At 70.6% G+C, this 25,085-nt stretch carries 22 protein-coding genes; 12 read left to right on the plus strand and 10 right to left on the minus strand.

Annotated features, from left to right (window positions below; genetic code table 11):
* Nucleotides 1-95: 95 nt before the first annotated feature.
* The gene (locus EWH70_RS02665) at nucleotides 96-4,382 is read right to left on the minus strand and encodes a GH92 family glycosyl hydrolase (protein ID WP_130473555.1); all 4,287 of its coding nucleotides are present in this window, start codon (nucleotides 4,380-4,382) and stop codon (nucleotides 96-98) included.
* A gap of 117 nt (nucleotides 4,383-4,499) precedes the next feature.
* Here EWH70_RS02665 and EWH70_RS02670 point away from each other — a divergent pair, with 117 nt between their 5' ends.
* The 4 genes from EWH70_RS02670 (at nucleotide 4,500) to EWH70_RS02685 (ending at nucleotide 7,073) form a co-directional block, all read left to right on the plus strand.
* Nucleotides 4,500-5,087, plus strand: a complete 588-nt coding sequence (locus EWH70_RS02670) for a DinB family protein (protein ID WP_130473556.1) — start codon at nucleotides 4,500-4,502, stop codon at nucleotides 5,085-5,087.
* A gap of 38 nt (nucleotides 5,088-5,125) precedes the next feature.
* Nucleotides 5,126-5,797, plus strand: a complete 672-nt coding sequence (locus EWH70_RS02675; RefSeq protein WP_130473557.1) for a Clp protease N-terminal domain-containing protein — start codon at nucleotides 5,126-5,128, stop codon at nucleotides 5,795-5,797.
* A 72-nt stretch (nucleotides 5,798-5,869) separates the two neighbouring features.
* Nucleotides 5,870-6,646 (plus strand): PIG-L deacetylase family protein, encoded by a 777-nt coding sequence (locus tag EWH70_RS02680; RefSeq protein WP_130473558.1) that lies wholly within the window; start codon nucleotides 5,870-5,872, stop codon nucleotides 6,644-6,646.
* Nucleotides 6,647-6,695: 49 nt separating this feature from the next.
* Nucleotides 6,696-7,073: a hypothetical protein gene (locus EWH70_RS02685; protein WP_130473559.1), complete on the plus strand. Its 378-nt coding sequence runs from the start codon at nucleotides 6,696-6,698 to the stop codon at nucleotides 7,071-7,073.
* A 53-nt stretch (nucleotides 7,074-7,126) separates the two neighbouring features.
* Here EWH70_RS02685 and EWH70_RS02690 read toward each other — a convergent pair whose 3' ends face one another.
* From EWH70_RS02690 to EWH70_RS02705, 4 genes are all read right to left on the minus strand, one after another.
* Entirely contained in the window at nucleotides 7,127-7,528 is a 402-nt protein-coding gene (locus EWH70_RS02690; protein WP_130473560.1) for a cytidine deaminase family protein, read from the minus strand.
* Nucleotides 7,529-7,683: 155 nt separating this feature from the next.
* On the minus strand, nucleotides 7,684-9,135 hold the full coding sequence (locus EWH70_RS02695) for an amidase (RefSeq protein WP_130473561.1): 1,452 nt from the start codon (nucleotides 9,133-9,135) through the stop codon (nucleotides 7,684-7,686).
* A 59-nt stretch (nucleotides 9,136-9,194) separates the two neighbouring features.
* A complete protein-coding gene (locus EWH70_RS02700; protein ID WP_130473562.1) occupies nucleotides 9,195-10,502 on the minus strand; it encodes a M20/M25/M40 family metallo-hydrolase in 1,308 nt (435 codons plus the stop codon).
* Entirely contained in the window at nucleotides 10,495-11,322 is an 828-nt protein-coding gene (locus tag EWH70_RS02705) for a M55 family metallopeptidase (RefSeq protein WP_130473563.1), read from the minus strand. Before EWH70_RS02705 ends, EWH70_RS02700 begins: the two co-directional genes overlap by 8 nt.
* Nucleotides 11,323-11,521: 199 nt before the next feature.
* Here EWH70_RS02705 and EWH70_RS02710 point away from each other — a divergent pair, with 199 nt between their 5' ends.
* The 5 genes from EWH70_RS02710 to mptB are packed head-to-tail and all read left to right on the plus strand — an operon-like array spanning nucleotide 11,522 to nucleotide 18,509.
* Nucleotides 11,522-13,279, plus strand: coding sequence for an ABC transporter substrate-binding protein (locus EWH70_RS02710; RefSeq protein WP_240686770.1), 1,758 nt, complete (start codon nucleotides 11,522-11,524; stop codon nucleotides 13,277-13,279).
* A 15-nt stretch (nucleotides 13,280-13,294) separates the two neighbouring features.
* Entirely contained in the window at nucleotides 13,295-14,323 is a 1,029-nt protein-coding gene (locus tag EWH70_RS02715) for an ABC transporter permease (RefSeq protein ID WP_130473565.1), read from the plus strand.
* Nucleotides 14,320-15,225: an ABC transporter permease gene (locus tag EWH70_RS02720; protein ID WP_130473566.1), complete on the plus strand. Its 906-nt coding sequence runs from the start codon at nucleotides 14,320-14,322 to the stop codon at nucleotides 15,223-15,225. The genes EWH70_RS02715 and EWH70_RS02720 overlap by 4 nt, the downstream gene beginning before the upstream one ends.
* Nucleotides 15,222-16,865 (plus strand): nickel ABC transporter ATP-binding protein NikE, encoded by a 1,644-nt coding sequence (nikE, locus tag EWH70_RS02725; protein WP_130473567.1) that lies wholly within the window; start codon nucleotides 15,222-15,224, stop codon nucleotides 16,863-16,865. Before EWH70_RS02720 ends, nikE begins: the two co-directional genes overlap by 4 nt.
* A 54-nt stretch (nucleotides 16,866-16,919) precedes the next feature.
* Entirely contained in the window at nucleotides 16,920-18,509 is a 1,590-nt protein-coding gene (gene mptB, locus EWH70_RS02730; protein WP_130473568.1) for a polyprenol phosphomannose-dependent alpha 1,6 mannosyltransferase MptB, read from the plus strand.
* Here the strand turns inward: mptB and EWH70_RS02735 are convergent.
* Genes EWH70_RS02735 through EWH70_RS02745 form a run of 3 tightly spaced genes read right to left on the minus strand, consistent with a single transcriptional unit; the run spans nucleotide 18,469 to nucleotide 20,990 of the window.
* Nucleotides 18,469-18,879 (minus strand): TIGR03668 family PPOX class F420-dependent oxidoreductase, encoded by a 411-nt coding sequence (locus EWH70_RS02735; RefSeq protein WP_130473569.1) that lies wholly within the window; start codon nucleotides 18,877-18,879, stop codon nucleotides 18,469-18,471. The genes mptB and EWH70_RS02735 overlap by 41 nt on opposite strands.
* Before the next feature lie 10 nt (nucleotides 18,880-18,889).
* On the minus strand, nucleotides 18,890-19,435 hold the full coding sequence (locus tag EWH70_RS02740; protein ID WP_130473570.1) for an NADPH-dependent FMN reductase: 546 nt from the start codon (nucleotides 19,433-19,435) through the stop codon (nucleotides 18,890-18,892).
* 13 nt (nucleotides 19,436-19,448) lie between these two features.
* Nucleotides 19,449-20,990: an MFS transporter gene (locus EWH70_RS02745; RefSeq protein WP_130473571.1), complete on the minus strand. Its 1,542-nt coding sequence runs from the start codon at nucleotides 20,988-20,990 to the stop codon at nucleotides 19,449-19,451.
* Between the two features lie 65 nt (nucleotides 20,991-21,055).
* Between EWH70_RS02745 and soxR the strand changes: the two genes are divergently transcribed.
* Nucleotides 21,056-21,553, plus strand: coding sequence for a redox-sensitive transcriptional activator SoxR (gene soxR, locus EWH70_RS02750; protein WP_130473572.1), 498 nt, complete (start codon nucleotides 21,056-21,058; stop codon nucleotides 21,551-21,553).
* Here the strand turns inward: soxR and EWH70_RS02755 are convergent.
* The gene (locus EWH70_RS02755) at nucleotides 21,544-22,131 is read right to left on the minus strand and encodes a pyridoxamine 5'-phosphate oxidase family protein (protein WP_130473573.1); all 588 of its coding nucleotides are present in this window, start codon (nucleotides 22,129-22,131) and stop codon (nucleotides 21,544-21,546) included. The genes soxR and EWH70_RS02755 overlap by 10 nt on opposite strands.
* Nucleotides 22,132-22,169: 38 nt before the next feature.
* Between EWH70_RS02755 and EWH70_RS02760 the strand changes: the two genes are divergently transcribed.
* Nucleotides 22,170-22,832, plus strand: coding sequence for a pentapeptide repeat-containing protein (locus EWH70_RS02760; protein WP_130473574.1), 663 nt, complete (start codon nucleotides 22,170-22,172; stop codon nucleotides 22,830-22,832).
* Between the two features lie 206 nt (nucleotides 22,833-23,038).
* Nucleotides 23,039-24,160 carry an FAD-dependent oxidoreductase gene (locus EWH70_RS02765; RefSeq protein ID WP_130473575.1) on the plus strand — a complete coding sequence of 374 codons (1,122 nt, stop codon included), beginning with the start codon at nucleotides 23,039-23,041 and terminating at the stop codon, nucleotides 24,158-24,160.
* A gap of 21 nt (nucleotides 24,161-24,181) precedes the next feature.
* Here EWH70_RS02765 and EWH70_RS02770 read toward each other — a convergent pair whose 3' ends face one another.
* On the minus strand, nucleotides 24,182-25,084 hold the full coding sequence (locus tag EWH70_RS02770; protein WP_130473713.1) for a S66 peptidase family protein: 903 nt from the start codon (nucleotides 25,082-25,084) through the stop codon (nucleotides 24,182-24,184).
* Nucleotide 25,085 lies beyond the last annotated feature (1 nt).

Genomic DNA, 25,085 nt, shown 5'->3' on the forward strand with positions numbered 1-25,085 from the left:
CCGCTACGTTATCTCCCCACCCCTGAAGGCACGTGAAGGCCACCTTCACCACGTGAGACGTAGTGAAGGTGGCCTTCACGTGCCTTGAGCCTCGGCTAGAGCCCGGCGCACTGCCCGACGACCGGGCCACGCAGGTGGTTGGCCAGCGTGTTGTTGACCGGCACCGGGGTGTTGCGGTTACAGCCGACCGGGCCGTCGACCGTGGTGCCCGCCAGCAGAGTCGGTCCCCGGTTGCCGGTCAGCTGCAGCGGCCCGCGGACCGTGCCGGCCTCGACCGCGACCGCGCCGGTGCTGCCGGTGATCGACACCGGGCCGGTCACCGTGGTGCGGGCCAGCTGCACCGATCCGGCCGACGCCGCGGACAGCGGCCCCTCGACGGTGGCGCCCTCGGCCACCAGGGACGCCCCAGCCGACACGGTCACCGGGCCACGCACGGTCGCGCCGTCCAGGCAGGTCACGCCGCTGCCGACCACGAGCGGGCCGGTGTGCTCGCCGCGGATCGTCGTGGTGCAGGCCGGTGCCGGTTTGCCGAGCAGTTCGACCTCGGCGGTCGCGGCCGGTCCGGTGAACTCCAGCCGGTACTGGCTGTAGCGCGCCGGGTGGGCCGCGCTGAACGCCCTGGTGTGCTGTCGCCAGGCGAACTGCTCGTTCTTCCGTTCGTCGACGACCGCCCAGTTCGTGCCGTCGTAGGAGCCCTTGAGCACCCACGATGACGGTCCGCCCGGTCCCTTCGGCGAGGTCACCGTGTAGTGGGTGACCGCGTCGCGGGGCTGGTCGAACCGGTACTGCAGCCAGCTCAGCGTGGCCTCGGTGCGGGAGTTGTCGTCCAGCGCCGCGGCCGGGTCGGCGCTGCCGGTGGCGGTGCCCTTGCCCGGTCCGGTGAGGTCACGCAGCGGGGCGGGCACGGCGTCGCCCTGCGTGGGCGATTCCGGCACGTCGTCGGCTCCGGTGCCCCACTTCGACGGCTGCGGGCCCAGGTCGAAGTCGAGCGTCGCCCCGTCCGCCAGGACGTCGTGCGGCAGCGAGGTGGAGGTCCACGCCTTGCCGTTGACCTTCAGTCCCTGCACGTAGACGTTGCGGGCGTTGTTCTTGGGCGCGTTGATCACCAGCTTCTTGCCGTTCTCCAGGTGCACGGTGGCCTTGGTGAACAGCGGGGAGCCGACGGCGTAGTCCGGGCGGCCCATCTGCAGCGGGTAGAAGCCGAGCGCGCTGAACAGCCACCACGCCGACATCTCGCCGTTGTCCTCGTCACCGGCGTAGCCCTGGCCGAGTTCGCTGCCCAGGTAGAGCCGGGACAGGACCTCGCGGACCTTCTCCTGGGTCTTCGACGGCTGGCCGGCGTAGTTGTACATGTACGGGATGTGGTGCGAGGGCTGGTTGGAGTGGCCGTACTGGCCCATCCGCACGTCGCGGGCCTCGCGCATCTCGTGGATCACGCCGGGGTAGGAGCCGTGCAGCTTCGCCTCCTCCGGGGTGGCGAAGAACTCGTCGAGCTTGCCGGCGAGTTTGTCCCTGCCGCCGTAGAGGTTGGCCAGGCCCTGCCCGTCGTGCGGCACGGTGAAGGCCATGTTCCAGGCGTTGGTCTCGGTGTAGTCGTGTCCCCACTCGCGGGGTTCGTACTTGTCCGGCGCCACCCGCCAGGAACCGTCGGGGTTGCGGCCCTGGAAGAAGCCGACCTGCTTGTCGAAGGTGTTGACGTAGTTCTGCGCCCGGTTGCCGAAGTACTCGGCGTTGGTGCGGTACTCCTCCTTGCGCGGGTCGCCGGGCGCCGCCTCCTCGTAGAGCTTGCGCGACATGGTGGCGATGCCGAAGTCGTTGACGTAGCCCTCGATGCCCCACGACATGCCCTCACCGGTGGCGGTGGAGGTGTAGCCGAGGAAGATCGACGTGTCCAGGCCCTTGCGGCCCACGCTCTGGTCGGGCGGTGTCACCGAGGCGTTCTTCAGCGCCGCGTCGTAGGCGGCCTTGACGTCGAAGTTGCGGATGCCCTTGAGGTAGGCGTCGGCGAAGGCGACGTCGGAGCTGGTCCCGGTCATCAGGTTGGCGTAGCCGGGGGAGGACCAGCGGGAGATCCAGCCGCCGTCGCGGTACTGCTGGACGAACCCGTCGACCATCTTGCCTGCCAGCTGCGGGGTGAACAGCGCGTAGGCGGGCCAGGTGGTGCGGTAGGTGTCCCAGAAGCCGTTGTTGACGTAGATCTCGCCGTCGACGAGCTTGGAGCCGGTGTGCGTCGGGGTGTCCTGGCCTGCCTTGGGGGCGACCGGGCTGGCGTAGCGGTACTTCGGCGCCTGCGGGGTGCCGGTGTTCTCGAACCCGGAGTTCGGGTAGAGGAACAGCCGGTACAGGTTGGAGTAGAGCGTGGTGAGCTGGTCGGCGCTGGCGCCTTCGACCTCGATGACGCCGAGCTTGCGGTCCCACGCCTCCTGCGCGGCGGCCCGCACCGACTCCAGCGTGGCGTCGGGTGCGATCTCCTGCTCCAGGTTGCGCTTGGCCTGCTCGACGCTGATCAGCGAGGTGGCGATGCGCATGGTCACGGCGCGGTCGGCGCCGGCGTCGAACCGGGCGTAGCCGCGGACGTTGTCCCTGCCCTCGCCGGGCAGCCTGCCGTCGGCGGTCATCGGGTCGTCGAAGGTGGCGTAGACGAACATCCGGCCTGCGCCGACGGACAGGTCGCTGCGCACGTCGGAGTAGCCGCTGACGGTTCCGGCGGCGCGGTCGATGGTGAGGCCGCCTTCGTTGGTGACGTTGTCGAAGATCAGGCTGGCGTCGTCGCCGGGGAAGGTGAACCGGAACAGCGCGGCGTGGTCGGTGGGCGCCAGGTCGGTGCCGACACCGTTGTCGAACTTCACGCCGTAGTGGTGGGCCTTGGCGATTTCGTTGTCGTGGGAGAAGGCCAGTTCGCGGGCTTCGCGGTTGCCGTCGGGCACGCCGGTGGCCGCCGAGGGCATGACCTGGAAGGTCTGCCGGTCACCCATCCACGGGCTCGGTTCGTGGCTGATGCCGAACGCCTGCAGGGTCGGCTTGTTCTCGGCGTTGTTGCCGGAGTGGTAGTTGTACAGCCACCTGGTCGAGCCGGCGTCGGTCATCGGGGTCCAGAAGTTGAACCCGTGCGGGACCGCGGTGGCCGGGAAGTTGTTGCCGCGGGAGAAGGTTCCGTTGGCGTGCGTGCCGCGGGTGGTGAGCACGTGGTCGGACGGCCTGCCGGCTTGCACGACCGGTGCGGCGCCGACGCGGACGTCGTCGATCCAGCCCCGCAGCGGGGCCGGGCCGTCCGGGTTGTCGTAGCCGACGACGATGCGGTCGATCGTCTTGCCCTTGGCGACGGTGCCGACTCCGGCGCGGATCAGGTTCCACTGGTTGACCGACAGCGACTTCGCGGCTCCCTGGCCTGCGGGGGACAGGGCGAAGCCGTACTGGTCGGTGGCCCCGAGGTCGGACAGGTGGGTGCCGTCGGTGAACGCCAGGTCGAGCGCGACGTGGGTGCTGGGGTAGCGCAGGTCGTCGGCGACCAGTTCGGGGAACACCTTGTAGGACAGCTCGGTGGTGTCGGTGACCGGGATGTCGACGTCGAAGATCTTGTTGTACGAGTAGCCGCGGCCCTCGGCGGTGTGGGTGCCGGAGTAGCGGAACGCCCGCAGGCCGCTGTAGCCGGCGCGGGGCTTGTTGGTGTAGCCGCCGACGGGTCCGCCGTCGGCGAAGCTACGCATGTTGGGCAGCGGCGGCGGGGTCGGCTGTTCGTTGGCCAGCAGGAACTCCGAGGCCTGCAGGGCGGGGCCGCCGTTGTTGGCGGTGATGTCGAGCTTGAAGTACTTGAACGTGGCCGGTGCGGCCAGGCGGAATTCCTTGGCCTGGAACCGTCCGTCGAACGTCTCGCCGGTGCGGCGGTCGAGCTGGGTCCAGGTGGTGCCGTCGGCCGAGCCGGACAGGGTCCAGTCCTTGGGGTCGCGTTCGGCGTGGTCGTTGGCGGAGGTGACGCCGTAGCGGGTCACCTCGACCGGCTCGGTGAAGGCGTACCGCACCCAGCCGGTCGGGGTGTGGGCCAGCCACTTCGACTCGGGTTTGCCGTCAGCGAGGTTCGGGGCGACCTCGCCTGCGCCGGTGTTCTCGCCGCTGGCGGTGACCTCGGTCAGCTTGCCGCGGACGTCGCCGGGGATGTCGGTGCCGTTGGCGCCGTCGACGCCCTGGGTCCTGGGCTTGCCGGACGCGTCGGTGTCGACGGTGTCGGACCAGGTGGGCTGCGGATCGGCGGGTTCGAAGGAGGAGTAGAACGCGGGCGCGGGCTGGTCGGGGGCGGCTGCCGCGGCGGGCGGCACCGTGACCAGTCCGGCGACGACGGCGGCGGACAGCAGGGTGCAGGCCGGTGCTCGACCTCTGTGGGGCATCTTTGCTCCAGGCTCGTGTGGGACCGCAGGGGTGAGGAAGAGACAACGACGGTGTGACATCGATGTCAAGACCGGGTCGGCAATCCTGGCTCGAATCGGACAAGCGAGACTGCTCCGATGAGTGGTTACGACCCCAAGGCAGCGCTGCACCGCTATCTCCAGACCGCGCGGGACGCGCTGCTGTGGAAGCTGGACGGCCTGTCCGAGTACGACGTCCGACGGCCGCTGACCCCGACCGGCACCAACCTGCTCGGCCTGGTCAAGCACGTGGCCGGCTGCGAGATCGGCTACTTCGGCGTGGTGTTCGGGCGGCCGTTCCCCGAGGAGTTCCGGTGGCTGTCGGAGGGCGCGGAGCTCAACGACGACATGTGGGCGACGGCGGAGGAGTCGCGGGCGGACATCGTCGGCCTGTACCGCAGGGTGTGGGAGCACTCCGACGCGACGATCGGGTCGCTGTCGCTGGAGTCGTCCGGCCTGGTCCCGCACTGGCCGGAGAGTCGCCGCGACGTGACGCTGCACCAGATCCTGGTGCACATGATCGCCGAGACGCACCGGCACGCCGGGCACGCCGACATCGTCCGGGAGCTGATCGACGGCACGGCCGGCATGCAGCAGGGCAACGACAACCTGGCCACCCACGATCCGGCGTGGTGGGCGGGCTACCGGACGAAGCTGGAGAAGACGGCCCGCGAATCGTCAACCTGAAGTTGACGACACGGGGAGCGTCAACCTACGGTTGACGCATGACGAATCCGGTACGACTCGACGATCTGATCCAGGGCATCAAGAAGACCAACGACGACGTGCTCGACCAGCTGTCCAACGCCGTGCTGCTGGCCGACCACCTCGACGAACTCGCCGATCATCTGATCGGCCACTTCGTCGACCAGGCCCGCCGTTCCGGCGCGTCGTGGACCGACATCGGCCACAGCATGGGCGTCAGCAAGCAGGCCGCGCAGAAGCGGTTCACCTCCAAGGAGAACGACTTCAGCCGCTTCACCGCGCGTGCCCGGCAGGTCGTGGTCAGCGCGCAGGAACGCGCCAGGGCGGGCGGCAGCAGGGAGATCGTGCCCGGCCACCTCCTGCTCGCCCTCGTCGACGACCCGAAGTCGGTTGCCACCGTCGCGCTCGGCAAGCTGGACGTGACACCGGCGGCCGTGGCCGAGGCCGTCACCCTTCCCGAGGCCGGCGACGACCTGCCCGCGTTGATCCCGTTCGACGCCGCAGCGAAGAAGGCGCTGGAGCTGACGTTCCGGGAAGCGCTGCGGCTGGGCCACAACTACGTCGGCACCGAGCACATCCTGCTCGGCCTGCTGGAGCAGGAGGACGGCACGGGCACGCTCAGCGACCTCGGCGTCGAGAAGGCCGAGGCGGAGAAGCACATCACCGCCATCCTCGCCGCCCTCACCGACTGACCCGGCGCGGGTGGCACGCAGGCACGGCCTGCGCTGACGGCGACATCACGACCTCGTCGCCAGGATGGGCGGATGTCCACGATCGTCGCATTCCATGCCCATCCTGACGACGAGGTCCTGCTCACCGGCGGCACGCTGGCCCGCGCCGCCGCCGGTGGGCACCGGGTCGTCGTGGTGACCGCGACGGACGGCGTGATGGGGGAGAGCCACCCGGGCAGGCTGGACGAACTGCGGGCCAGTGCGGGGGAACTGGGCGTGCACCGGGTGGTACACCTCGGGTACGCCGACTCCGGCCACGGCGCAGTGCTCTACCCGGACCCGCCGGACCGGCCGCGGTTCATGCGCGCGAGCATCGACGACGCCGCGCGCCGGCTGGCCGCAGTGCTGCAGGAGGAACGTGCCGACGTACTGCTGGGCTACGACGCCAACGGCGGCTACGGTCACCGCGACCACGTGCGGGTCCACCACGTGGCCCGGCGCGCCGCGGAGCTGGCCGGCACGCCGCGGTTGCTGGAGGCGACCATCCCGCGGGACGTGATCGTGCGGATGGTCCGGATCGTCCGGCTGCTGCGCATCCCGTTCCGGCACGACCCCGACGCACTGGTCACGTTGTTCAGCGCACGTTCGGAGATCACGCACAGCTTCAACGTGCGCAGGTTCGCCGCGGTCAAACAGGCCGCGCTGGCACGACACCGAACGCCCCTGGAGGGCAACGGCCGCTCGGCCGCCGTGATGCGGGCGCTGGTGCGGGTGCCGCCGCCGGTGTTCGGACTGCTGCTGGGCCGCGAGTGGTTCACCGAGGTTTTCGGCACGATGAAAAGGCGTGGTGACCCTCTCCCGCACCTGTGATGCTGGCCTCCTCAGTCATTTCGACAGAGTTCGACAGAGGGGGAAACTCATGCGAACAAAGCACATCGTCATGTCCGCGGTCGCCGGAGTCGCGCTGGCGTTCGGCGCTACGGCGGGGACGGCCGCGGCCGACAGCGGGGAGGCCGGAACGCCGGGCGTACTGGGGGCCTGCCCGGACACCGGCAACGAAGTGCGGGTACGGGGCGGCTACGCCGAGTGGGACATCACCTGTGAGGGCGGCAAGGTTTACGTCCGCGGCTACGTCAAGGACACGGCACTCGACGGCAAGTGCGCCCGGGTGAAGGCCAAGAACATGAACAGCAGCACCACGAAGAGGAAGTCGGCCTGCGGTTTCGGCGAGGCCAGGAAGTTCGACTTCAACCTCGGCAAAGGCAAGGGAGCCAAGGTCTACCTGACCGTCACCTGATACGGCGGCCGTGAAGGCCACCTTCATCACGTGAGACGTGGTGAAGGTGGCCTTCACGTGCTTGGGACCGGCCGCGCCTGCCGTTCGGGCAGCAGGTCCGCGAGGGTCGCGACAGTGTCCGGTCCCAGAACGACCTGAGCGTCCAGGTTGCGGTCGTCGATCTGGTACAGGAACTCCCGGCACCGCCCGCACGGCGGAAGCACACTGAGCCCGTCGTCGTCCCGCGTCACGGCCACGACCATGGCGACCTCGGACTGTCCCGCCGTGAGCATCGCCGCGGCGGCGGCGTGTTCGGCGCAGAAGCCCATGCCGGAGATGGTGTCGATGCAGACCCCGTAGAAGAGCGTGCCGTCCTTGGTGAGCAACGCCGTGGCCACGCCTCCGGACGTCCGGTCACCGCGCTCGGTGGGGTTCAGGTAGCCGGCGGCTCGGCTGATGATCTCGGCTGCGTCCATCTCCCCAGCCTATTCGCCGCGCAACTCTGTTTTCGACAGGCACGAACTTGTTTCGAACACGTGTTCGTTTAGAATGGTGGCGTGTTCGCTGAGCCTGGTACCCGGTTGTGGCGGCTGTCCGATCAGGAGGTAGCGCCTAACCCGGGCGCGGGTCCCTATTCCGGCGCCTGGAAACCGCCGATCGTCCGCTCGAGCAGCTCGGCCAGCCGCAGCGGGGTACGGTCCTCGAACATCGGGCCGATGAGCTGCACGCCCATCGGCAGGCCCTCGGGGGACCGGCCCGCCGGTACGGCGGTGGCGGGCAGGCCGGGCATGGTGGCCAGGCCCGCCCAGACGAGCTGGTCGAAGTACGGGTGCTCGGCACCGTCGATGTCGATCCGGCGTTCCAGCGGACTGGGGGTGTGGTCGTGGGGAAACGCGGGGGTCGGCGTGATCGGGCACACCACGACGTCGAACTCGGTGAAGAACTGCCGCCAGCGGTGGCGGTAGAGCTCGCGCTGGCTGTCCACCTTGAGCCAGTCACGGTGGCTGAACACCATCGCGCGCAGCCGCGCCGCGTCAAGGCTCTGGTCCTCCGCGCTCAGTCCGGCGGCGCGAGTCCGCAGCTGCTCGTACGCTTCGACGGGGAAGCGCGCGACGAAACCCGAGAACAGCAACTGCATGTAGAGCGTCGCGACCTCGGCCAGGTCGGGCAGCAGCCGACTGTGCCGCTCGACGCGGGCGCCGGCGTCGGCAAGGGCGCCTGCCACCCTGTTCACGCCCGCCCGCACAGCGGACCCGGTCGGGAGGAGCGGATGCTCGTCGAGGACCAGGACCCGGAAGTCGCCGAGCCGATCGTGGCGCGCGGGCGGCAGCGTCAACCGGTACGCCTTGCCGTGCGTCAGCGGGTCCGGCCCGGCCATGACGTCGAGCAGAAGCGTGAGGTCGCGGGCGGTGCGCGCCATCGGACCGGCGACGGCCAGGTCGAGGTCGACCGGCAGTGCGGGCGACGGCGGCACGACCATGCCGCGGGTCGGCACCAGTCCGAGCGTCGGCTTGTGCGCGTAGATGCCGCAGAAATGCGCGGGGGTGCGTAGCGAACCGGCGAGGTCGGAGCCGATGGACAACGCACCGAATCCCGACGCCAGGGCCGCCGCCGATCCGCCGGAGGACCCACCCGACGTGCGATCGTGATCCCACGGATTGTTGGTGGTGCCGTAGATCTCGTTGAAACTCTGGATGTCCTGCAGCCCCACGGGCACGTTGGTCTTACCCAGCACCACCGCGCCAGCGGTTTTGAGCCGCGACACCTGTACCGCGTCCGCGGCAGGCACATAGTCCCGATGTTGGGGCATGCCCCAGGTCGTTGGCAGCCCAGCCATGTTGTAGGACTCCTTGACGGTCACCGGAATCCCGAGCAGCGGAGCAGCCTCACCGCGGGCACGTGCCCGGTCGGCCTCCTGCGCGGCGTCCCGCGCACGGTCGAAGTCCGGCACGCAGATGGCGTTGATCGCCTTGTCGTCGCGCTCGATTCGGGCAATTGCCGCATCGGTCAGTTCCACCGAGGTCACTTCGCCGGCACGCAACGCCGCCGACAGTTCCTCGGCAGGCCGAAAGCTCCATTCCATGAATCCGACGCTAGCCGCCTCCGCGGCAGGGCATAAAATGCCGTTTCGCGCAACGACTGTCAGCCGAGCAGGAACCGCTCCAGCACCCGCTGTCCGAAGCGCAGGCCTTCCACCGGCACCCGCTCGTCCACGCCGTGGGCCATCGCCCGGTACGGAAACCCGCGCGGGAGCAGCAGGGGAGCGAAGCCGTAGCACTGGATGCCCAGCTTGGCGAACGCCTTGGCGTCGGTGCCGCCGCCCATGCAGTACGGCACCACCACCGCCTCCGGGTCCTCCGCACGCAGCGCCGCCGCCATCGCGTCGAACCACGGCGAGTCGACCTCGGCCTGCACCGCGGGCTGGTTGGCCACGAACTCCCGTTCGACGTCCGGCCCCAGCAGACGGTCCACCTCGGACAACAGCTCGTCCTGGGTTCCGGGCAGTGTCCGGGTGTCGATCTGCGCGGTCGCCACGCTCGGGATGACGTTCACCTTGTAGCCGGCGTCGAGCATGGTGGGGGTGGTGCTGTTGCGGACGGTGGACTCCACCAGGCCCGCCGCGGGACCCAGCCGGGCCAGCGTGCCGTCCACATCGGACAGGTCCACGTGCACCCCGAGCGCCTTGCCGGTCCGCTCCAGGAACGCCTGCACGGTCGGCGTCAGCACCACCGGCCAGCGGTGGTCGGCGATGCGGGTCAGCGCCCGCACCAGCCGCGTGACGGCGTTCTCCTCGTTGCGGCGCGAACCGTGACCGGCGCGCCCGCGTGCGGTGAGCTTGAGGTGGGCGGTGCCCCGCTCGGCCGTGCCCACCGGGTAGAGCCGCACCATCGTGCCGTCGGCGGCGGGAACGTGGTAGGTGTAGCCGCCGGACTCGCTGATCGCGGCCACGCAGCCGTCGAACAGCTCCGGGTGCTCGGCCACCAGCCAGTGCGCGCCCAGGTCCCCGCGGTCCTCCTCGTCGGCGACGAACGCCAGGACCACATCCCGGCGCGGCCGCCTGCCGGTGCGGGCGAAATCGGCGACGATGGCCAGCACCATCGCGCAGAAGTCCTTCATGTCGACGGTGCCCCTGCCCCAGAGGAATCCGTCCTGGACCTCCCCGGAGAACGGCGGCAGCGTCCAGTCGGCCGCGTCGGCCGGGACCACGTCCAGGTGGCCCTGGACGAGCAGCGCGGGCAGGGTGGGGTCCGACCCGGGCCAGCGGGCGACCACATTGGACCGGCCCGGCTCCAGCTCGAAGATCCGCGGCGCCAGTCCCGCGTCGGTGAGCAGGCCCGCGACGTACTCGGCAGCCTTCCGCTCGCCGACGGCGTCACCGTTGCCCCGGTTGGTGGTGTCGAACCGCACCAGCGTCGAGCACAGCTCGACGACGTCCGTCTGATCAGCCATATTTCCCCTGCACCGCTCCCGCCGCGATCGCCGTGACCACCTTGAACGCCTTCATCGCCTCGGTCATGTTGGGCGCGTCGAACCCGACCCGCCGGACCCCGACCTGGTCGACCGTGGGGATGACCGCGGCGGCCTGGGCGAGGTGGCTGGCGTCGAACTCCACCTCGATCCGGTGCGCGCCCGGCGCGGGCTCGACGGCACCGGCTCGCGTCATCGCCCTGGCCGCGGCGCTGGTCAGCAGCTCGGCCGCCCGCGAGGGGGGCAGGCAGATCGCGGCGTAACGGCTGACGCACTCCTTGACCGCCACCAGTTCGGCGCCGGGGGCGTAGTCGGCGGCGTCCTCGCAGGTCTTGTCGTCGCCGGTGACCAGCAGCACCGGGACGCCGTACTCGGCGGCCAGCGCCGCGTTGAGCCTGCCCTCGCTGGCCGCGACCCCGTCCAGCCACACGCCGGTGATCTGGTTTTCCAGGTAGGTGTGCGACAGGACGCCGTCGGCGCCCGCCCCGGCGTGGTAGCCGAGGAACACCACGCCGGCGGGACCGGAGTCGATGCCCTGCATCATCGACAGCGGCTTGTGACGCCCGGTGAGCATCCGGGCCCGCGGATCCAGCTGTTCGAGCAGCAGGTTGCGCTGTGAGGAGTGGGCCTCGTTCACCAGGACGTCGGTGGCGCCGCCGTCGTGCAGACCGGCGACCGCCGCGTTGACGTCACCGGTGAACAGGGTCCGGAACCGTTGCCACTGCTCGGTTCCCGGCACCACGTCGTCGGTCCAGGTGACGCCGGTGGCGCCCTCCATGTCCGCCGAGATCATGATCCGCATGGGCCACACCGTAGCGGGCTAAGTTACGGCTTGGCATTAACGTAGGGCAATCGTTGACACCGGGTCGTCACAAGTGGTTACTTTTCGGCTTTCGGGGGTTCGGGACGGTGTCAGCTGGTGGACGATTGATTGGGGAACCATGGTGCGTTTGAGCCGTTGGCGGGCAGGCCGCAGAGCTGCGGCGATCGGCGTGAGCGCGATGCTGGCGGCAGGCCCGTTCGTGGCCGCGCCCGCGCAGGCCCAGGAGCAGCAGCCCACGGTGCTGCGTGTGGCGCTCGTCCAGGACATCGACCACCTGAACCCCTTCCTGGCCAGCTTCGCCTCCTCGTCGATGATCGGCCGCCTGTCCTGGGAGTTCCTGTCGCTGCCCTCGGCCGAGGACGCCACCCCCACCCCGGGTGTCGCGGAGAAGTGGCAGCCCTCGGCGGACGGCCTGACCTGGACCTTCACCATCCGGGACATGAAGTGGTCGGACGGCAAGCCGCTGACCGCCAACGACGCCGCGTTCACGTTCAACAAGATCATGAACGACGACGCGGCGGCCGAGGCCAACGGCAACTTCGTGGAGAACTTCGAGACGGTCACCGCCACCGACCCGAAGACGCTGACCATCAAGCTGAAGAAGCCGCAGGCCAGCATGACCGCGCTGGACGTGCCGATCGTGCCCGAGCACATCTGGGGCCCGGTCAAGGACATCGCGGCGCCGGAAACCGACACGATCGCCAAGGTCGGCGTCGGCTCGGGCCCGTTCATCATCACCGAGTACCGGGTCAACGAGCTGGTCCGGCTCAAGGCCAACCCGGACTACTGGCGTGGCAAGTCCAAGGTCGACGAGCTGCAGTTCCTGCGCTTCGACAACGCCGACGCCGCGGTCAGCGCCCTGCGCAACGGTGAGGTCGACCTGATCAACCGGCTCACCCCGACCCAGTTCAACGCCCTGCAGGGTCAGGCCAACATCACCACCAACAACGCCGCGGGCCGCCGCTACGACGAGCTGCTGATCAACCCCGGCGCGCAGAACGCCCAGCGGCAGCCGATCGGTGACGGTCACGCCGCGCTCAAGGACGTCCGCGTCCGCAAGGCCATCGCCAGGGCGATCGACCCGCAGGTCATCATCGACAAGGTGCTGGGCGGGTTCGGCGAGGCACCAGGCGGGATCGTGCCGCCGCTGTTCAAGACCTACCACTACGAGCCCGGCCCGAACGAGAAGTACACGTTCGACCTGGCCGCCGCCAACGCCGCGTTGGACCAGGCCGGCTACCCCAGGGGTGCCGACGGCGTCCGCTCCGGCCCCGGTGGACGGCTGCAGCTGCGGCTGGTCGGGCACGCCAGCCGGGACTACGACCAGCGGGTCGCCGAGTACATCACCGGCTGGCTGCGCGAGGTCGGCATCGCGGTGGAGAAGAAGCTGGTCTCCGACAACGAGGTCGACGCGTCCACCTCGGCTGGCACCTACGACCTGGCGATCTCCGGCTGGGGCACCAACCCCGACCCCGACTACATCCTGTCCAAGCACACCTGCGGCCTGCTGCCGGCCAGCGCGGGCAGCACCAGCTCCGCGTCGTTCTTCTGCGACCCCGAGTACGACCGGCTCTACGGCGAGCAGGCGGCGCTGCTGGACCAGGGCCAGCGGGCCGAGGCAGTGAAGCGGGCACAGGCACGGCACTACGACCAGGCGCCCAGCCTGGTGCTGGACTACAAGAACGTGCTCGAGGCCTACCGCAGCGACCGGTTCAGCGACTTCCCGAAGCAGCCGGCCGGCAAGGGCTCGATCATGGAGCAGAACGGCTACTGGGGCTTCTACGGCGCGACCCCGGCCGGTCAGGGCGGCGACAGCGGCGGCGGCATCCCGGTCGGGGTGTGGATCGGTGGCGGTGCGGTCGTGGCGATCGCGCTGGTCGTCGGCGGCGTCGCACTGGCGCGGCGCGGCAAGACGGCCGACGAGGACAAGGAATAAGGGAGCACCACACGCGTGACCGAGGTTCTCTCCGGCACCCCCGGCGCCGACCTGCCCGATCCGGACGAGCGGCGCCGGGGAACCGGGACCGGCCGGTTCCTGGCAGGCAAGATCGGCGGTGCCCTGCTCAGCCTGTTCGCCGTGGTGGTGCTCGGGTTCCTGCTGTTCCGGATGATTCCCGGCGACCCGATCGCCACGAAGACCAAGGAACGGCCGGTCACCCCCGAGCAGATCGCCGAGCTGCGGATCAAGTACGGCGTGGACAAGCCGATGCACGAGCAGTTCGTCGACTACCTGTCCCACCTGGTCCGCGGTGACCTGCAGGATTCGGTGTTCTTCAACCGGCCGGTGGCCGACCTGATCCTGGAGCGGCTGTGGCCGACGGTGCTGCTGGTCGGCACCGCGACGCTGCTGGCGATCGCGCTCGGGCTGTGGCTCGGTGTCCGGGCGGCGTGGCGGCACGGCAGCCGGTTCGACCGGGTCCAGACGGGGCTGGCGCTGACCCTGTGGTCGGTTCCGCAGTTCTGGCTCGGCCTGCTGCTGCTGATCGCCACGCAGGGCCTGTTCCCCAGCCGCGGCATGACCTCACCCGACGTCGGACCCGGGTTCATCGAGCAGGGGCTCGACGTCGCGCACCACCTGGTGCTGCCGGCGGTGACGTTGCTGGTGGTGATCTACGCGCAGTACATGCTGGTGATGCGGTCGTCGCTGCTGGAGGAGATGAACGCCGACTACCTCACCACCGCGCGGGCCAAGGGACTGCGGGACGACCTGGTGCGGCGGCGGCACGCGGTGCCCAACGCGCTGCTGCCCACGGTCACGCTGATCTTCCTGCAGTTCGGCCTGGTCGTGTCCGGCACGGTGACGGTGGAGACCGTGTTCTCCTGGCCGGGACTGGGCCAGCTGACCTACGAGGCGCTGCGCGGACCGGATCTCCCGCTGCTGCAAGGCGTGTTCCTGGTGCTGGCCGGCTCGGTGATCGTGATGAACCTGATCGCCGAGGTGCTCTACCGCGTGATCGACCCGAGGGTGCGTGTCCAGTGACCGAAGTGGAAAGCGCGCGCACGATCGCGCGGCGGCGGCGCAAGGCCGCGGCGGCGAAGGTGTGGCACGAGTTCACCACCGACCGCGGTGGCGTGATCGGCCTGGTGGTGCTGGCGGTCATCGTGCTGCTGGCCCTGCTGGCGCCGCTGATCACCGACCCGGCTGGGCTGGACGTCACCAAGGCCGAAGGGCTGCCGCTGCAGGCACCCAGCGGGGAGTACCTGCTCGGCACCGACGTCGACGGCCGGTCGGTGCTGCTGATGACCTACTGGGGCACGCGGGCGTCACTGCTGGTCGGGTTCGCGGCCACGATCCTGTCGGTGCTGATCGGCACGCTGGTCGGGATGGCTACCGCGCACTTCGGCGGCTGGACGTCGCGGCTGCTGCTGCCGGTGACCGACTTCTTCCTCGCGCTGCCGTCGCTGGTGCTGGCCATCGCGCTGAGCAGTGTCCTGCCGCAGGGACTGGCGACCATCGTGCTCGCCGTCGGCATCACGTCGTGGCCGACGACCGCACGGCTGGTCCGGGCACAGACGCTGACCATCGAGAGCAGGCCCTACATCGAACGGGCACGGGCGCTGGGCGGCGGGCACCTGCACGTGCTGGGCAAGCATGTGCTGCCCGCGGTGATGCCGCTGGTGCTGGCCAACACGACACTGGTGGTCGGCAGCTCGATCATCGCCGAGTCCACCCTGTCGTTCCTCGGCGTCGGTGACCCCGGCGTCGTGTCCTGGGGCTCGATGCTGGCCACCGCGCTGCAGTCGGGCGCCATCACCGGCAACGCCTGGTGGTACCTGCTGCCGCCCGGCATCGCGATCGTGGTGGTCGTGCTGTGCTTCACGCTCGTCGGACGGGCGCTGGAGACGGTGCTCAACCCGCGGCTGAAGGGTGGCCGGTCGTGACCGAGACATTGCTGGAACTCAAAGACCTGACGGTCACCTACACCACCGCCGGCGGCGAGGTGCCCGCCGTGCGCGGGGTGAGCCTGTCGCTGCCCGCGGGCGGCACGCTGGGCCTGGCGGGGGAGTCGGGGTCGGGCAAGTCGACGGTGGCGATGAGCGTGCTGCGGCTGCTGCCCAAGTCCGCCAGGATCGGTGGCGGCATCCTGCTCGACGGCGAGGACGTCACGTCGATGAAGTGGGGCAGGCTGCGCGCGGTGCGCTGGTCGGAGGCGGCCGTGGTGTTCCAGGGCGCGATGCACGCGCTCAACCCGGTCCGCCGCGTCGGCACGCAGATCGCCGAACCCATCCGGCTGCACGCCCCCGACGGCGAGCAGCCAACGGACACGCAGGTCCGCGACCGGGTCGAGGAACTGCTCGCGCAGGTGGACCTGCCCGCGTCGAAGGCGCAGGCCTACCCGCACGAACTGTCCGGCGGGCAGAAACAGCGGGTCATGATCGCCATGGCACTGGCCTGCCGGCCCCGGCTCATCCTCGCCGACGAGCCGACCACGGCACTGGACGTCATCGTGCAGGCACAGGTGCTGGACCTGCTGTCCAACCTGGTCCGGGAGCACCGGCTGGGCCTGATGCTGATCAGCCACGACCTGTCGGTGCTGGCCGCCACGTGTGAGCGGATCGCCGTCATGTACGACGGGGAGATCGTGGAGGAGGGCCCCGGCAGGCAGGTCATGACCGAGCCCGAGCACGCGCACAGCAAGGCGCTGGCGGCGGCGTTCCCGACGGTGGGGGACCCGGTGTCGCGGTTCGCCCCCGCCACCAGCGAGCCGCTGCCGCCGGAACCCGAGCGGTCCAGTGAACGGCGCCCGCTGCTGTCGGCGAAGGACCTGCGGGTGACCTTCCGTGACCGCACCGGCGGGCGGGTGCACGCCGTCGACGGGGTGGATCTGGAGGTGTGCCGCGACGAGATCGTCGCACTGGTCGGCCAGTCGGGCTCGGGCAAGACCACGCTGGCCCGCACGCTGCTCGGCCTGCAGAAACCCACGTCGGGCACGGTGCTGTTCGACGGCGAGCCGATGCCGCGGTCCAGCGAGGGACTCAAGGCGTACCGCAGGCGGGTGCAGCTGGTGCTGCAGGACCCGACGAGCGCGCTGAACCCGAGGCACAGCGTCTACGAGGCGGTGGCCGAGGGCCCGCGGATCCACGGGATGGACGGTGACGAGCGCGCCATCGTCGCGGCGGCACTGGAGGCCGCGGAGTTGCGGCCGGCGGAGAAGTTCATGCCGCGGCTGCCGCACGAGCTGTCCGGCGGGCAGCGGCAACGCGTGGTGATCGCCGGCGCGCTGGCGCTGGAGCCGAGCGTGCTGGTGGCCGACGAGCCGGTCGCCTCGCTGGACGCGTCGGTGCGTGGCGAGATCCTCGGCCTGCTGCTGCGGCTGCGTCGCCGGCTGGGCCTGGCCGGCCTGGTGATCACGCACGACCTCGGGCTGGCGTGGAACATCGCCGACCGCGTCGCCGTGATGTACCGCGGCAAGCTGGTCGAGGTCGGCTCAGTGGAGCAGGTCCTGCTGGACCCGCAACACGACTACACGCGCACCCTGCTGGCCGCCCTCCCCGGCGGAACCGTCGGCGCCCCCGGCTAGAAGCGCACGTGCGAACGGACCGGCCGAGCGCGGTGTGTAATGTCGCTTCCCAGTATGGCGACCACTGCAGATCCCGCCGCTGAGCGTGAATCCTCCGCCGGCGGCGCCGGCGAGACCGCACCGGCCGGGAACCGAACCGAGCCCGGCGGGCTGGACACGCGTTTCCTCACCCCGGCCCGGTTCCCGTACCGGACGATCGCGCTGGGCACGGTCGGCAGCACCCTGATCCTGCTCGCCGCGCTGGGGGCGGCAGGCATCCTGATCCGCGACCCCGTCATCGGTCACGGTCCGCTGTCGTTCATCCGCTACGGTCACGGCAAGGCACTGGCCACCGCGCTGCTCTACATCGGGTTCGCCCTGGTCGTGTGGGCGTGGGTACGGCTGGGCCGCTACGTCATCGCCGGCCTGGTCGGCAGCGGCCCGGTCCTGGCCGCCTCCGCGTGCTGGACGGTGCCGCTGCTGATCGCGCCGCCACTGTTCACCCGCGACGTCTTCTCCTACCTCGGCCAGGGCGCGCAGCTGCTGTACGGCCGCGACCCGTACGGCACCGGGCCGGCGGAGCTGGACGTCCTGCCCGACATCGTCCACAACGTCCACCTGCTCTGGCAGACCACCCCCGCGCCGTACGGCCCGGGCTGGCTGGCCATCTCCCAGGGCGTCGTCGCGCTCACCGGCAACAACCCGATCGCCGGCGTGATCGTCACCCGGCTGGTCATGCTGATCGGCCTCGGCGGCATGCTGTGGGCCCTGCCCCGGCTCGTCCGGCACCTCGGCGGCAAGCTGCCGATCACGCTGTGGCTGGCGGTCGCCAGCCCGATGACGGTGATTCACCTGATCGGCGGCCCGCACAACGACCTGATGATGCTCGGCTTCCTCACCATCGGCGTGCTGGCCATGCTCGAACGTCACCCGGTGGTGTCGATCGTCCTGGTCACCATCGGCATGCTGATCAAGCCGACCGCCGGCATCGCGCTGCCGTTCCTGGTATGGATGTGGGCCAACCAGCTACCCGGGGACAAGCTGTGGCCCCGGTTCTTCCGTGCCGTCATCCCCGCGCTCGGCATCTTCGGCGTCGTGTTCGTGGCGGGCACCTGGGTGTCGCTGGGGACGTTCAACCTGGGCTGGTTCGCCGCCCTGTCCGCACCGCAGCTGATCACCAACTGGCTGAACTTCCCCTCCGGTGTCGGCGAGTTCTTCTTCACGCTGGTCCACGTCGTGATCGATGTCCCGTCGTCACCGTTCGTGACCACCGCGCGGATGGTCGGCTGGGTCGCACTGGGCGTGTTCCTGGTCTGGCAGTGGTGGCAGGCCCGCCACGGCGGCACCGGCGCGGTCGCCAGGGCCGCCGCCGCGTTGCTGGCGGTGTCGCTGCTGGCCCCTCCGACCCTGCCCTGGTATCTGACCTGGGGTTTCGTGTTGTTCTCGGCGTTCACCTGGACCCGTCGCCAGCTGGCGCTGGTCGTCGGGGTGTCGGTGTTCCTGGTGCTGGTCTTCTACCCGACCGGCGAGCAGGCCATGTACGACTGGTGGTTCATGGCGGGCGTGTTCGCGGTCAGCGTGTACGCGGCCGCGTCGCTGCTGCGGCCCGACCCGCTCGGCCTGGTCAGTGCGTGGCGGCGAAAGCCCAGCCGCTCCAGCGACTGACCGCGGTGACCACCACGGGCCCCTCCGGCGGACGGTCGGCGTACTGCGGGTACTTCGCCACCAGCGCGTCCATCGGCCCGGCCGGCTCGACGGCGGCGGTGCCGTCGGCCCGCACCCACCACAGCCGGGTCCAGTCCTCGTCGTAGTGGTCGACGAGGAAGCTGACCGCGGGGTTGGCCTCGATGTTGGCCAGCCGCCGCAGGTTCGCGGTGGACTTGGGTTTGTGGTCCACCGCGAACACCACGGTGTCGCCGTCGACGGCGAAGGTCACCGGCACGAGGTGCGGGGTGCCGTCCGCCGCGGCGGTGGCCAGCCGGGCCACCCGTGCCGCGGCGAACCGGCTCCTCGCCTCCGCCGTGCCCAGCCGCATGCCCGCGACACTAGACGGTGGCGTACGGCCGCGCGGTGCGGGCGCTGCGCAGTGCCTTGGCCCACCAGGCCAGCTGGTCCAGCAGTGCGGTGGCCGCGGCGTTGACGGCGTCGGGCTGACGTGGCTGGCCTGCGTCGGTGAACTGGTCCCACGCGTAGGCGAAGCTGACCGTCTCGCGGATGGTGACGGCGTGCAGTTCGGCGAAGACGATCCGCAGCTGCTCCACCGACCGCAGGCCGCCGGAGATCCCGCCGTAGGACACGAACCCGACCGGCTTGGCCTGCCACTGCGCGCCGAGCGAGTCGATGGCGGTCTTCAGCGGCCCGGGGTAGCCGTGGTTGTACTCCGGCGTGATGACGACGAACGCGTCGGCCGCGCCGATCCGCTCGGCGAACTCCTTGCTGGGAAACGGGATTTCCGCCAGATCGACCACGTCGACGGTCAGGTCGGCACGCTGCTGGGCCTGGTCGGTGAACCAGGTCGACACCACGGGGGCGAACCTGCCCTCGCGGACGCTGCCGACGATCACTGCGAGACGGAACCGGTCGGTGCTCATGGGGATTCTCCTTCTACTGGTTGACGGTCGGACGACGGAACAGGACGGCGGCCAGCGCGGCGGCACCGACGAGGACGGCAGCGGCGACACCGGCCGCTGTCTGCAGCCCCGAGGTGAACGCCTGCTGGGCGGGACCCAGCAGGGCCTGCGCGGCGGGCCCGGGCAGCTGCGCGGCGGCGGCGGTGGCGCCGCCGAGGGTGTCGCGGGCGGGGACCGCCAGGTGCGCGGGCAGGTCGGCGGGAACGGTGACCTGCGCCCGGTAGACGGCCGACGCGACACTGCCCAGCACGGCCAGCCCGAGCGCGGCACCGAACTCCTGCGCGGTCTCCGACAGCGCGGACGCCGCGCCGGATCGCTCCACCGGCACCGAGCCGACGATCAGGTCGGTGCCCACGACCAGCATCGGTGAGGCGCCGACGAAGAACAGCGTCTGACCGGCCACCAGCAGCCCCAGTGCCGCGGGCCCTTCGGCGAACACCATCAGGAACACCCCGGCCGCGGCGGCGGCCAGGCCCACCCCGGTGACCAGGCCGTGCCGGACCCGGCGCAGCACCAGCGGCACCAGCGTCAGGCCGACGACGATCCCGGCCGACGCCGGCAGCGACCACAGCCCGGCTTCCAGCGGGCTCATCCCCAGCACGAGCTGCAGGTACTGGCCGAGCAGGAAGCCCAGCCCCGGCCCGACGAGGATGACCAGGGTCAACGTGCCCAGCGACGCACTGAACGCCCGCTGCCGGAACAGGGCCAGGTCCAGCATCGGCGTGGTCAGCCGCCGTTGCCTGCGCACGAACACCACCCCGAGACCAGCGCCGACCGCGATGGCTCCCAGCGTGACGGTTCCCGCGTCACCCGCGGCCAGCTCCTTGAGGCCGTAGATCAACGTGAGCACGGCGGCCAGCGACAGCACGGCGCTGACCAGGTCGAGACGGTCCGGCGCCGGGCTGCGGTACTCGGGCAGCAGCACCGGGCCGACCACGACCAGCAGCACCATCACCGGCACGGCCGCCAGGAACACCGAGCCCCACCAGAAGAAGTCCAGCAGCACGCCGCCGACCAGCGGGCCCGCGGTGGCGCCGATGGAGAAGCTCATCATCCACAGGCCGATGGCCGTGGTGCGCTGCCGGGGATCCGGGAACATGTTGCGGATCAGCGACAGCGTCGACGGCATCAGCGTCGCCCCGGCCAGCCCCAGACCGGCCCGCGCGGCGATGAGCATCTCGGCGCTGGTGGAGAACGCGGCCAGCACCGAGGCCACCCCGAACGCGGCCGCGCCGATCAGCAGCAGCCTGCGCCTGCCGATCCGGTCGCCGACGTTGCCCATGGTGATCAGGAAGCCGGCGATGAGGAACCCGTAGATGTCGGTGATCCACAGCAACTGGGTGCTGGTGGGCCGCAGGTCGGCGCTCAGGTGCGGGGTGGCCAGGTGCAGCACGGTCATGTCGATGGAGATCAGCAGCGTGGGCAGGGCGAGCACGGCCAAGCCGAGCCATTCCCGCCTGCCCGCCCTGACCGGGACGTGTTCGCCCTGGTCAGGTGAGGTTGTCGTGGAGTCCATGGCACGAACGTAGAACCTCAACTATTCTTGAGGTCAACTCGTCTCGTCAGGTGAGGTGAAATGGCGTGAAGCACCCCAGGTGGGATCAGGACGAGCTGACGGTCGGTGAGGTGTCGGCCCGCAGCGGGGTCGCTGTGTCCGCGCTGCACTTCTACGAACGGCAGAACCTGATCCACAGCAGGCGCACCGCAGGCAACCAGCGCCGCTACCGGCGTGACGTCCTGCGGCGGGTGGCGCTGATCCGCATCGCCCACCGGGTCGGCATTCCGCTCGCCGAGGTCGCCGAGATCCTGGCGCTGCTGCCGGACAACCGGACCCCCACGCGCGCCGACTGGCAGAAGATCTCCGAGTGCTGGCGGGCCCGGCTGGAACAACGCATGCGTGACCTGCAGCAGCTACGCGACGACTTCACCGACTGCGTCGGCTGCGGCTGCCTGTCGATCGACCGCTGCAAACTGGCCAACCCCAACGACATCCTCGGCGAGCAGGGAGCGGGGCCGCGCCGGCTGGACGGCTGCGACGACGCCTGCACCCCGGCCGTGGCCGGATCCGCTCACGCCTGAGGACGCGGCGGCATCGGAACGGGCAACGCGGGCAGGCCGTCGATGCTGGCCGTGTTGAACTCCTTGCCCTCGCAGTAGGACCGGAACTGCTCGTCGGACTTACGCCCGAAGTACTGGGCGTGCGTCGTGCGCTCGGCACGGAAGTCCATGAACGGCACCGCGAAACCGCAGCTGTCACTGATCCGCTCGGCACGCACGAGGAGGATCGCCCGCAGGCCGGCGCCGTCGGCGGCCGGGTCGAACCGCGCCAGCAGCTCGGTGAACCGCGGATCGTCCCGGAACACCGGCTCGCCGGAACCGTGGATCCGCAGCACCTTCGGCGGACCGCTGAACGCACACCACGTCAGCGTGATCCGGCCGTTCTCCCGCAGGTGGGCGATCGTCTCCGCGTGGCTGCCGCCGAAGTCGAGGTAGGCGAGCGTGTACTCGTCGAGGATGACCAGCGTCCCGGCCCGGCCCTTGGGCGACAGGTTGACGTGGCCGTCGCCGGCCAGCGGGGCCGACGCCACGAAGAACACCGGCTGCTCCTCGATGAACGTGCGGAGCCGGTCGGTGATCCGTTCGTAGGTCTTGCCCATGCGGCCCAGTCTGCCCCGCCGCCGGTACGGTGCGCCTCATGGTTTCCCGCACACTGGACAGGGGCCTGCGCGTCCGCCGCCCCGATCTGGACGAGGACCTCCCCGCCGGCCCCGCGACGTTCGACGACGAGTTCGAGCTGCACGGCACGCGGGTCGACCACGCCGACGTCGAGGTGCCCGACGCGGTGGGAACGCTGGCCAAGGTGATCGTCGGCGGAACGTCGCTGGCCGGCAGCCGGTTCGGGAAACTGGAACTGGAGGACAGCCGCTTCGAGGCGACCGACCTGTCCAACGCGGCCTGGCCCGAGGTGGTCGCCCGGCGGGTCGAGTTCCTCCGCTGCCGGGGCGTGGGCTGGCGCTGCGACTTCGCCCTGGCCGGTGACGTCTATCTGCAGGGCTGCCGGCTCGACTACGCGATGATCGACGTCAAGCGGGTCCGCGGCCTGCTGGTGCTCGACGACTGCTCGCTGCGGGAGGCGTCGCTGTCCGGTGACCTGTCCAAGGTCGTGTTCACCGGCTGCGACCTGACCGGCGCCGACTTCCAGGCAACCGTCGCCGACGGCTGCGACTTGCGTGGATCCACGCTTGACCGGGTCCGTGGCCTGCTGAACCTGCGGGGCGCCAAGATCGACCCGCAGCAGCTCATGGCTGTCGCGGCCCAGCTTGCCACCAGCGCCGGCCTGGTCATCGTCGAAGACTGACCCGCGGAGAAAGCTTGAACCGGGGGTTTGCCCCGAATCCGAAGCCAGGTTAGATTCGTGGTGTCGCGAAAAACGATGTCCCGCGGCGTTGCTCGCCGGACATCGCGCACACATCGATGCAGGACGGTTCCGATCGGTGAGCGGCTCCGTGCCGAGATCGGGCGTCCCGCCCGCTCCCGGTGCCGACCGCAACCGAGGAGCGCACCATGCAGAAGACCGTCACCATCGTCGGAGCCGGACTGGGTGGGCTGACGCTCGCCCGGGTGCTCCAAGCCCACGGCGTCGCCGCCACGATCTACGAGGCCGAGGCGTCGGCTACGGCACGCGCCCAGGGCGGCCTGCTCGACATCCACGAAGAAACCGGGCAGGTCGCGCTCCGCGCGGCGGGCCTGTACGACGAGTTCCTCGCCCTGGTCCGGCCAGGCGAGGACGCCAAGCGCGTCGTCGACCGCCACGGCACGATCCTGCTCGACCGGCCCGCGGACCCCCGTTCGGCCCGCCCCGAGGTGGATCGCGGCGAACTCCGGCGCCTGCTCATCGACTCGCTCGCCCCCGGGACCATCCAGTGGGGCCACAAGCTCACCGAGCTCCGGCACCACCCGGCGGGCGGCTTCGACCTCACCTTCACGGCGGGTTCTGCCGTCCACGCCGACGTCGTCGTCGGCGCGGACGGCGCCTGGTCGAAGGTCCGGCCGCTGCTCACCCAGGCCGAGCCGCGCTACAGCGGCACCTGCTTCGTCGAGATCGCCCTCGCCTCGGGCGACCGGGACCACCGGGCGAGCGTGGCCACGATCGGCAGCGGCACACTGATGGCGGTCGCGCCGGGCCAGGGCATCATCGTCCACCGCGACGCGGACGGCGGTGTGCGCGGTTACGTAGCGCTGAACAAGCCCGAGGAGTGGATGCGGTCGATCGACTTCGGGGACCCGACCGCCGGTCTCCGCCGCCTCGCCCACGAGTTCGATGGCTGGTCGCCGCTGCTTACCGCGTTCGTGACAGGCAGCGACGCGGAGCCGTGGCTCCGGCCGATCCACGCGCTCCCTGCCGGGCTCAGCTGGGACCGGGTGCCGGGCGTGACGCTCGTCGGCGACGCCGCGCACCTGATGTCGCCCTTCGCGGGCGAAGGTGCCAACCTCGCCATGTACGACGGCGCCGGCCTGGCGCGTGAGCTGGCCGGGCACTCCGACGTCGAGACTGCGCTCGCCGCCTACGAGAAGCGGCTTTTCCCCCGCAGCCGCGAGGTCGCCGCCCAGTCGGCGCACAATCTCGAGACCTTCTTCGGCCAGGATGCGCCGAACAGCGTGGTCACGCTGTTCGGACGCTCGTGAGGGTGGAGACGGACTGCCGAGTCACGACACCTGGGCCAGCGCGGGTACGTCCAGGCGCAGCGTCCCGCCGGCGAGCGTCGCCGGCACGCCGAGCGGGATAGTGGGGGAGCCGGGCAGGTGACCGAAGCCCATGTCCCAGCCGATCGGCACACCCAGCGGCGCCAGCCGGTCCGCCATCAGCGCCTTCACCCGGTCCAGCGGGCCGCAGTCGGTCCACGCTCCCAGCGCGATCCCGGCGACGCCGTCGAACCAGCCCGACCGCAGCAGCTGGCTGAGGAACCGGTCCAGCCGGTAGGGCTCCTCGGTGATGTCCTCCAGCACGGCGATGCCGCCCTCGGCGGGCCGGTGCTCGGGCGCGCCGATCGTGCCGGCCAGCAGGCTCAGGTTGCCGCCCACGGTCGGCCCCTTCGCGGTGCCCGGCACCAGTTCCTCGCCGGTGGCGAGCACCAGCGTCGACTCCGGCTCGAACAGCGTGGCCCGCAGGTTCTCGGCGGCCTTGTCGTCGAAGAAGTCGGTGCTCAGCATCGGCGCGAACACCGTGGTCAGGCCCAGCCGGGTGGCCACCGCCTCGTGCAGCACGGTGATGTCACTGGACCCGCCGAGGATCTTCGGCGGGCAGGCCGCGAGCGCGTCCCAGTCGATCAGGTCGATCATCCGCAGGCAGCCGTAACCGCCGCGGACCGCCAGCACCGCCGACACCTCCGGCCGCAGCCACGCCTCGGTGAACTCGGCAGCTCGGTCGGCGTCGGTGCCGGACAGGTAACCGAAGCCGGGGTGCCGCCCCCGCACACACGGCCCCACCCACTTCTCCAGCCCCCAGGAGTCCACAGTGGACAACGCCTGATCCACCAGCCGCGGCGGAACCGGCCCCGCCGGGGCGACGAGGGCCACCAGATCACCCGGCCGCAGCCGCGGCGGCCGCACC

The organism is Amycolatopsis suaedae (assembly GCF_004214935.1).
In the GTDB taxonomy this organism is placed as follows: Bacteria; Actinomycetota; Actinomycetes; order Mycobacteriales; family Pseudonocardiaceae; genus Amycolatopsis; species Amycolatopsis suaedae.

Coding starts and splice junctions, on each gene's coding strand:
- EWH70_RS02665 (WP_130473555.1), bottom strand. CDS start 4,382: ATGCCCCACAGAGGTCGAGCACCGGCCTGCACCCTGCTGTCCGCCGCC.
- EWH70_RS02670 (WP_130473556.1), top strand. CDS start 4,500: ATGAGTGGTTACGACCCCAAGGCAGCGCTGCACCGCTATCTCCAGACC.
- EWH70_RS02675 (WP_130473557.1), top strand. CDS start 5,126: ATGACGAATCCGGTACGACTCGACGATCTGATCCAGGGCATCAAGAAG.
- EWH70_RS02680 (WP_130473558.1), top strand. CDS start 5,870: ATGTCCACGATCGTCGCATTCCATGCCCATCCTGACGACGAGGTCCTG.
- EWH70_RS02685 (WP_130473559.1), top strand. CDS start 6,696: ATGCGAACAAAGCACATCGTCATGTCCGCGGTCGCCGGAGTCGCGCTG.
- EWH70_RS02690 (WP_130473560.1), bottom strand. CDS start 7,528: ATGGACGCAGCCGAGATCATCAGCCGAGCCGCCGGCTACCTGAACCCC.
- EWH70_RS02695 (WP_130473561.1), bottom strand. CDS start 9,135: ATGGAATGGAGCTTTCGGCCTGCCGAGGAACTGTCGGCGGCGTTGCGT.
- EWH70_RS02700 (WP_130473562.1), bottom strand. CDS start 10,502: ATGGCTGATCAGACGGACGTCGTCGAGCTGTGCTCGACGCTGGTGCGG.
- EWH70_RS02705 (WP_130473563.1), bottom strand. CDS start 11,322: ATGCGGATCATGATCTCGGCGGACATGGAGGGCGCCACCGGCGTCACC.
- EWH70_RS02710 (WP_240686770.1), top strand. CDS start 11,522: ATGCTGGCGGCAGGCCCGTTCGTGGCCGCGCCCGCGCAGGCCCAGGAG.
- mptB (WP_130473568.1), top strand. CDS start 16,920: ATGGCGACCACTGCAGATCCCGCCGCTGAGCGTGAATCCTCCGCCGGC.
- EWH70_RS02735 (WP_130473569.1), bottom strand. CDS start 18,879: ATGCGGCTGGGCACGGCGGAGGCGAGGAGCCGGTTCGCCGCGGCACGG.
- EWH70_RS02740 (WP_130473570.1), bottom strand. CDS start 19,435: ATGAGCACCGACCGGTTCCGTCTCGCAGTGATCGTCGGCAGCGTCCGC.
- EWH70_RS02745 (WP_130473571.1), bottom strand. CDS start 20,990: ATGGACTCCACGACAACCTCACCTGACCAGGGCGAACACGTCCCGGTC.
- EWH70_RS02755 (WP_130473573.1), bottom strand. CDS start 22,131: ATGGGCAAGACCTACGAACGGATCACCGACCGGCTCCGCACGTTCATC.
- EWH70_RS02760 (WP_130473574.1), top strand. CDS start 22,170: ATGGTTTCCCGCACACTGGACAGGGGCCTGCGCGTCCGCCGCCCCGAT.
- EWH70_RS02765 (WP_130473575.1), top strand. CDS start 23,039: ATGCAGAAGACCGTCACCATCGTCGGAGCCGGACTGGGTGGGCTGACG.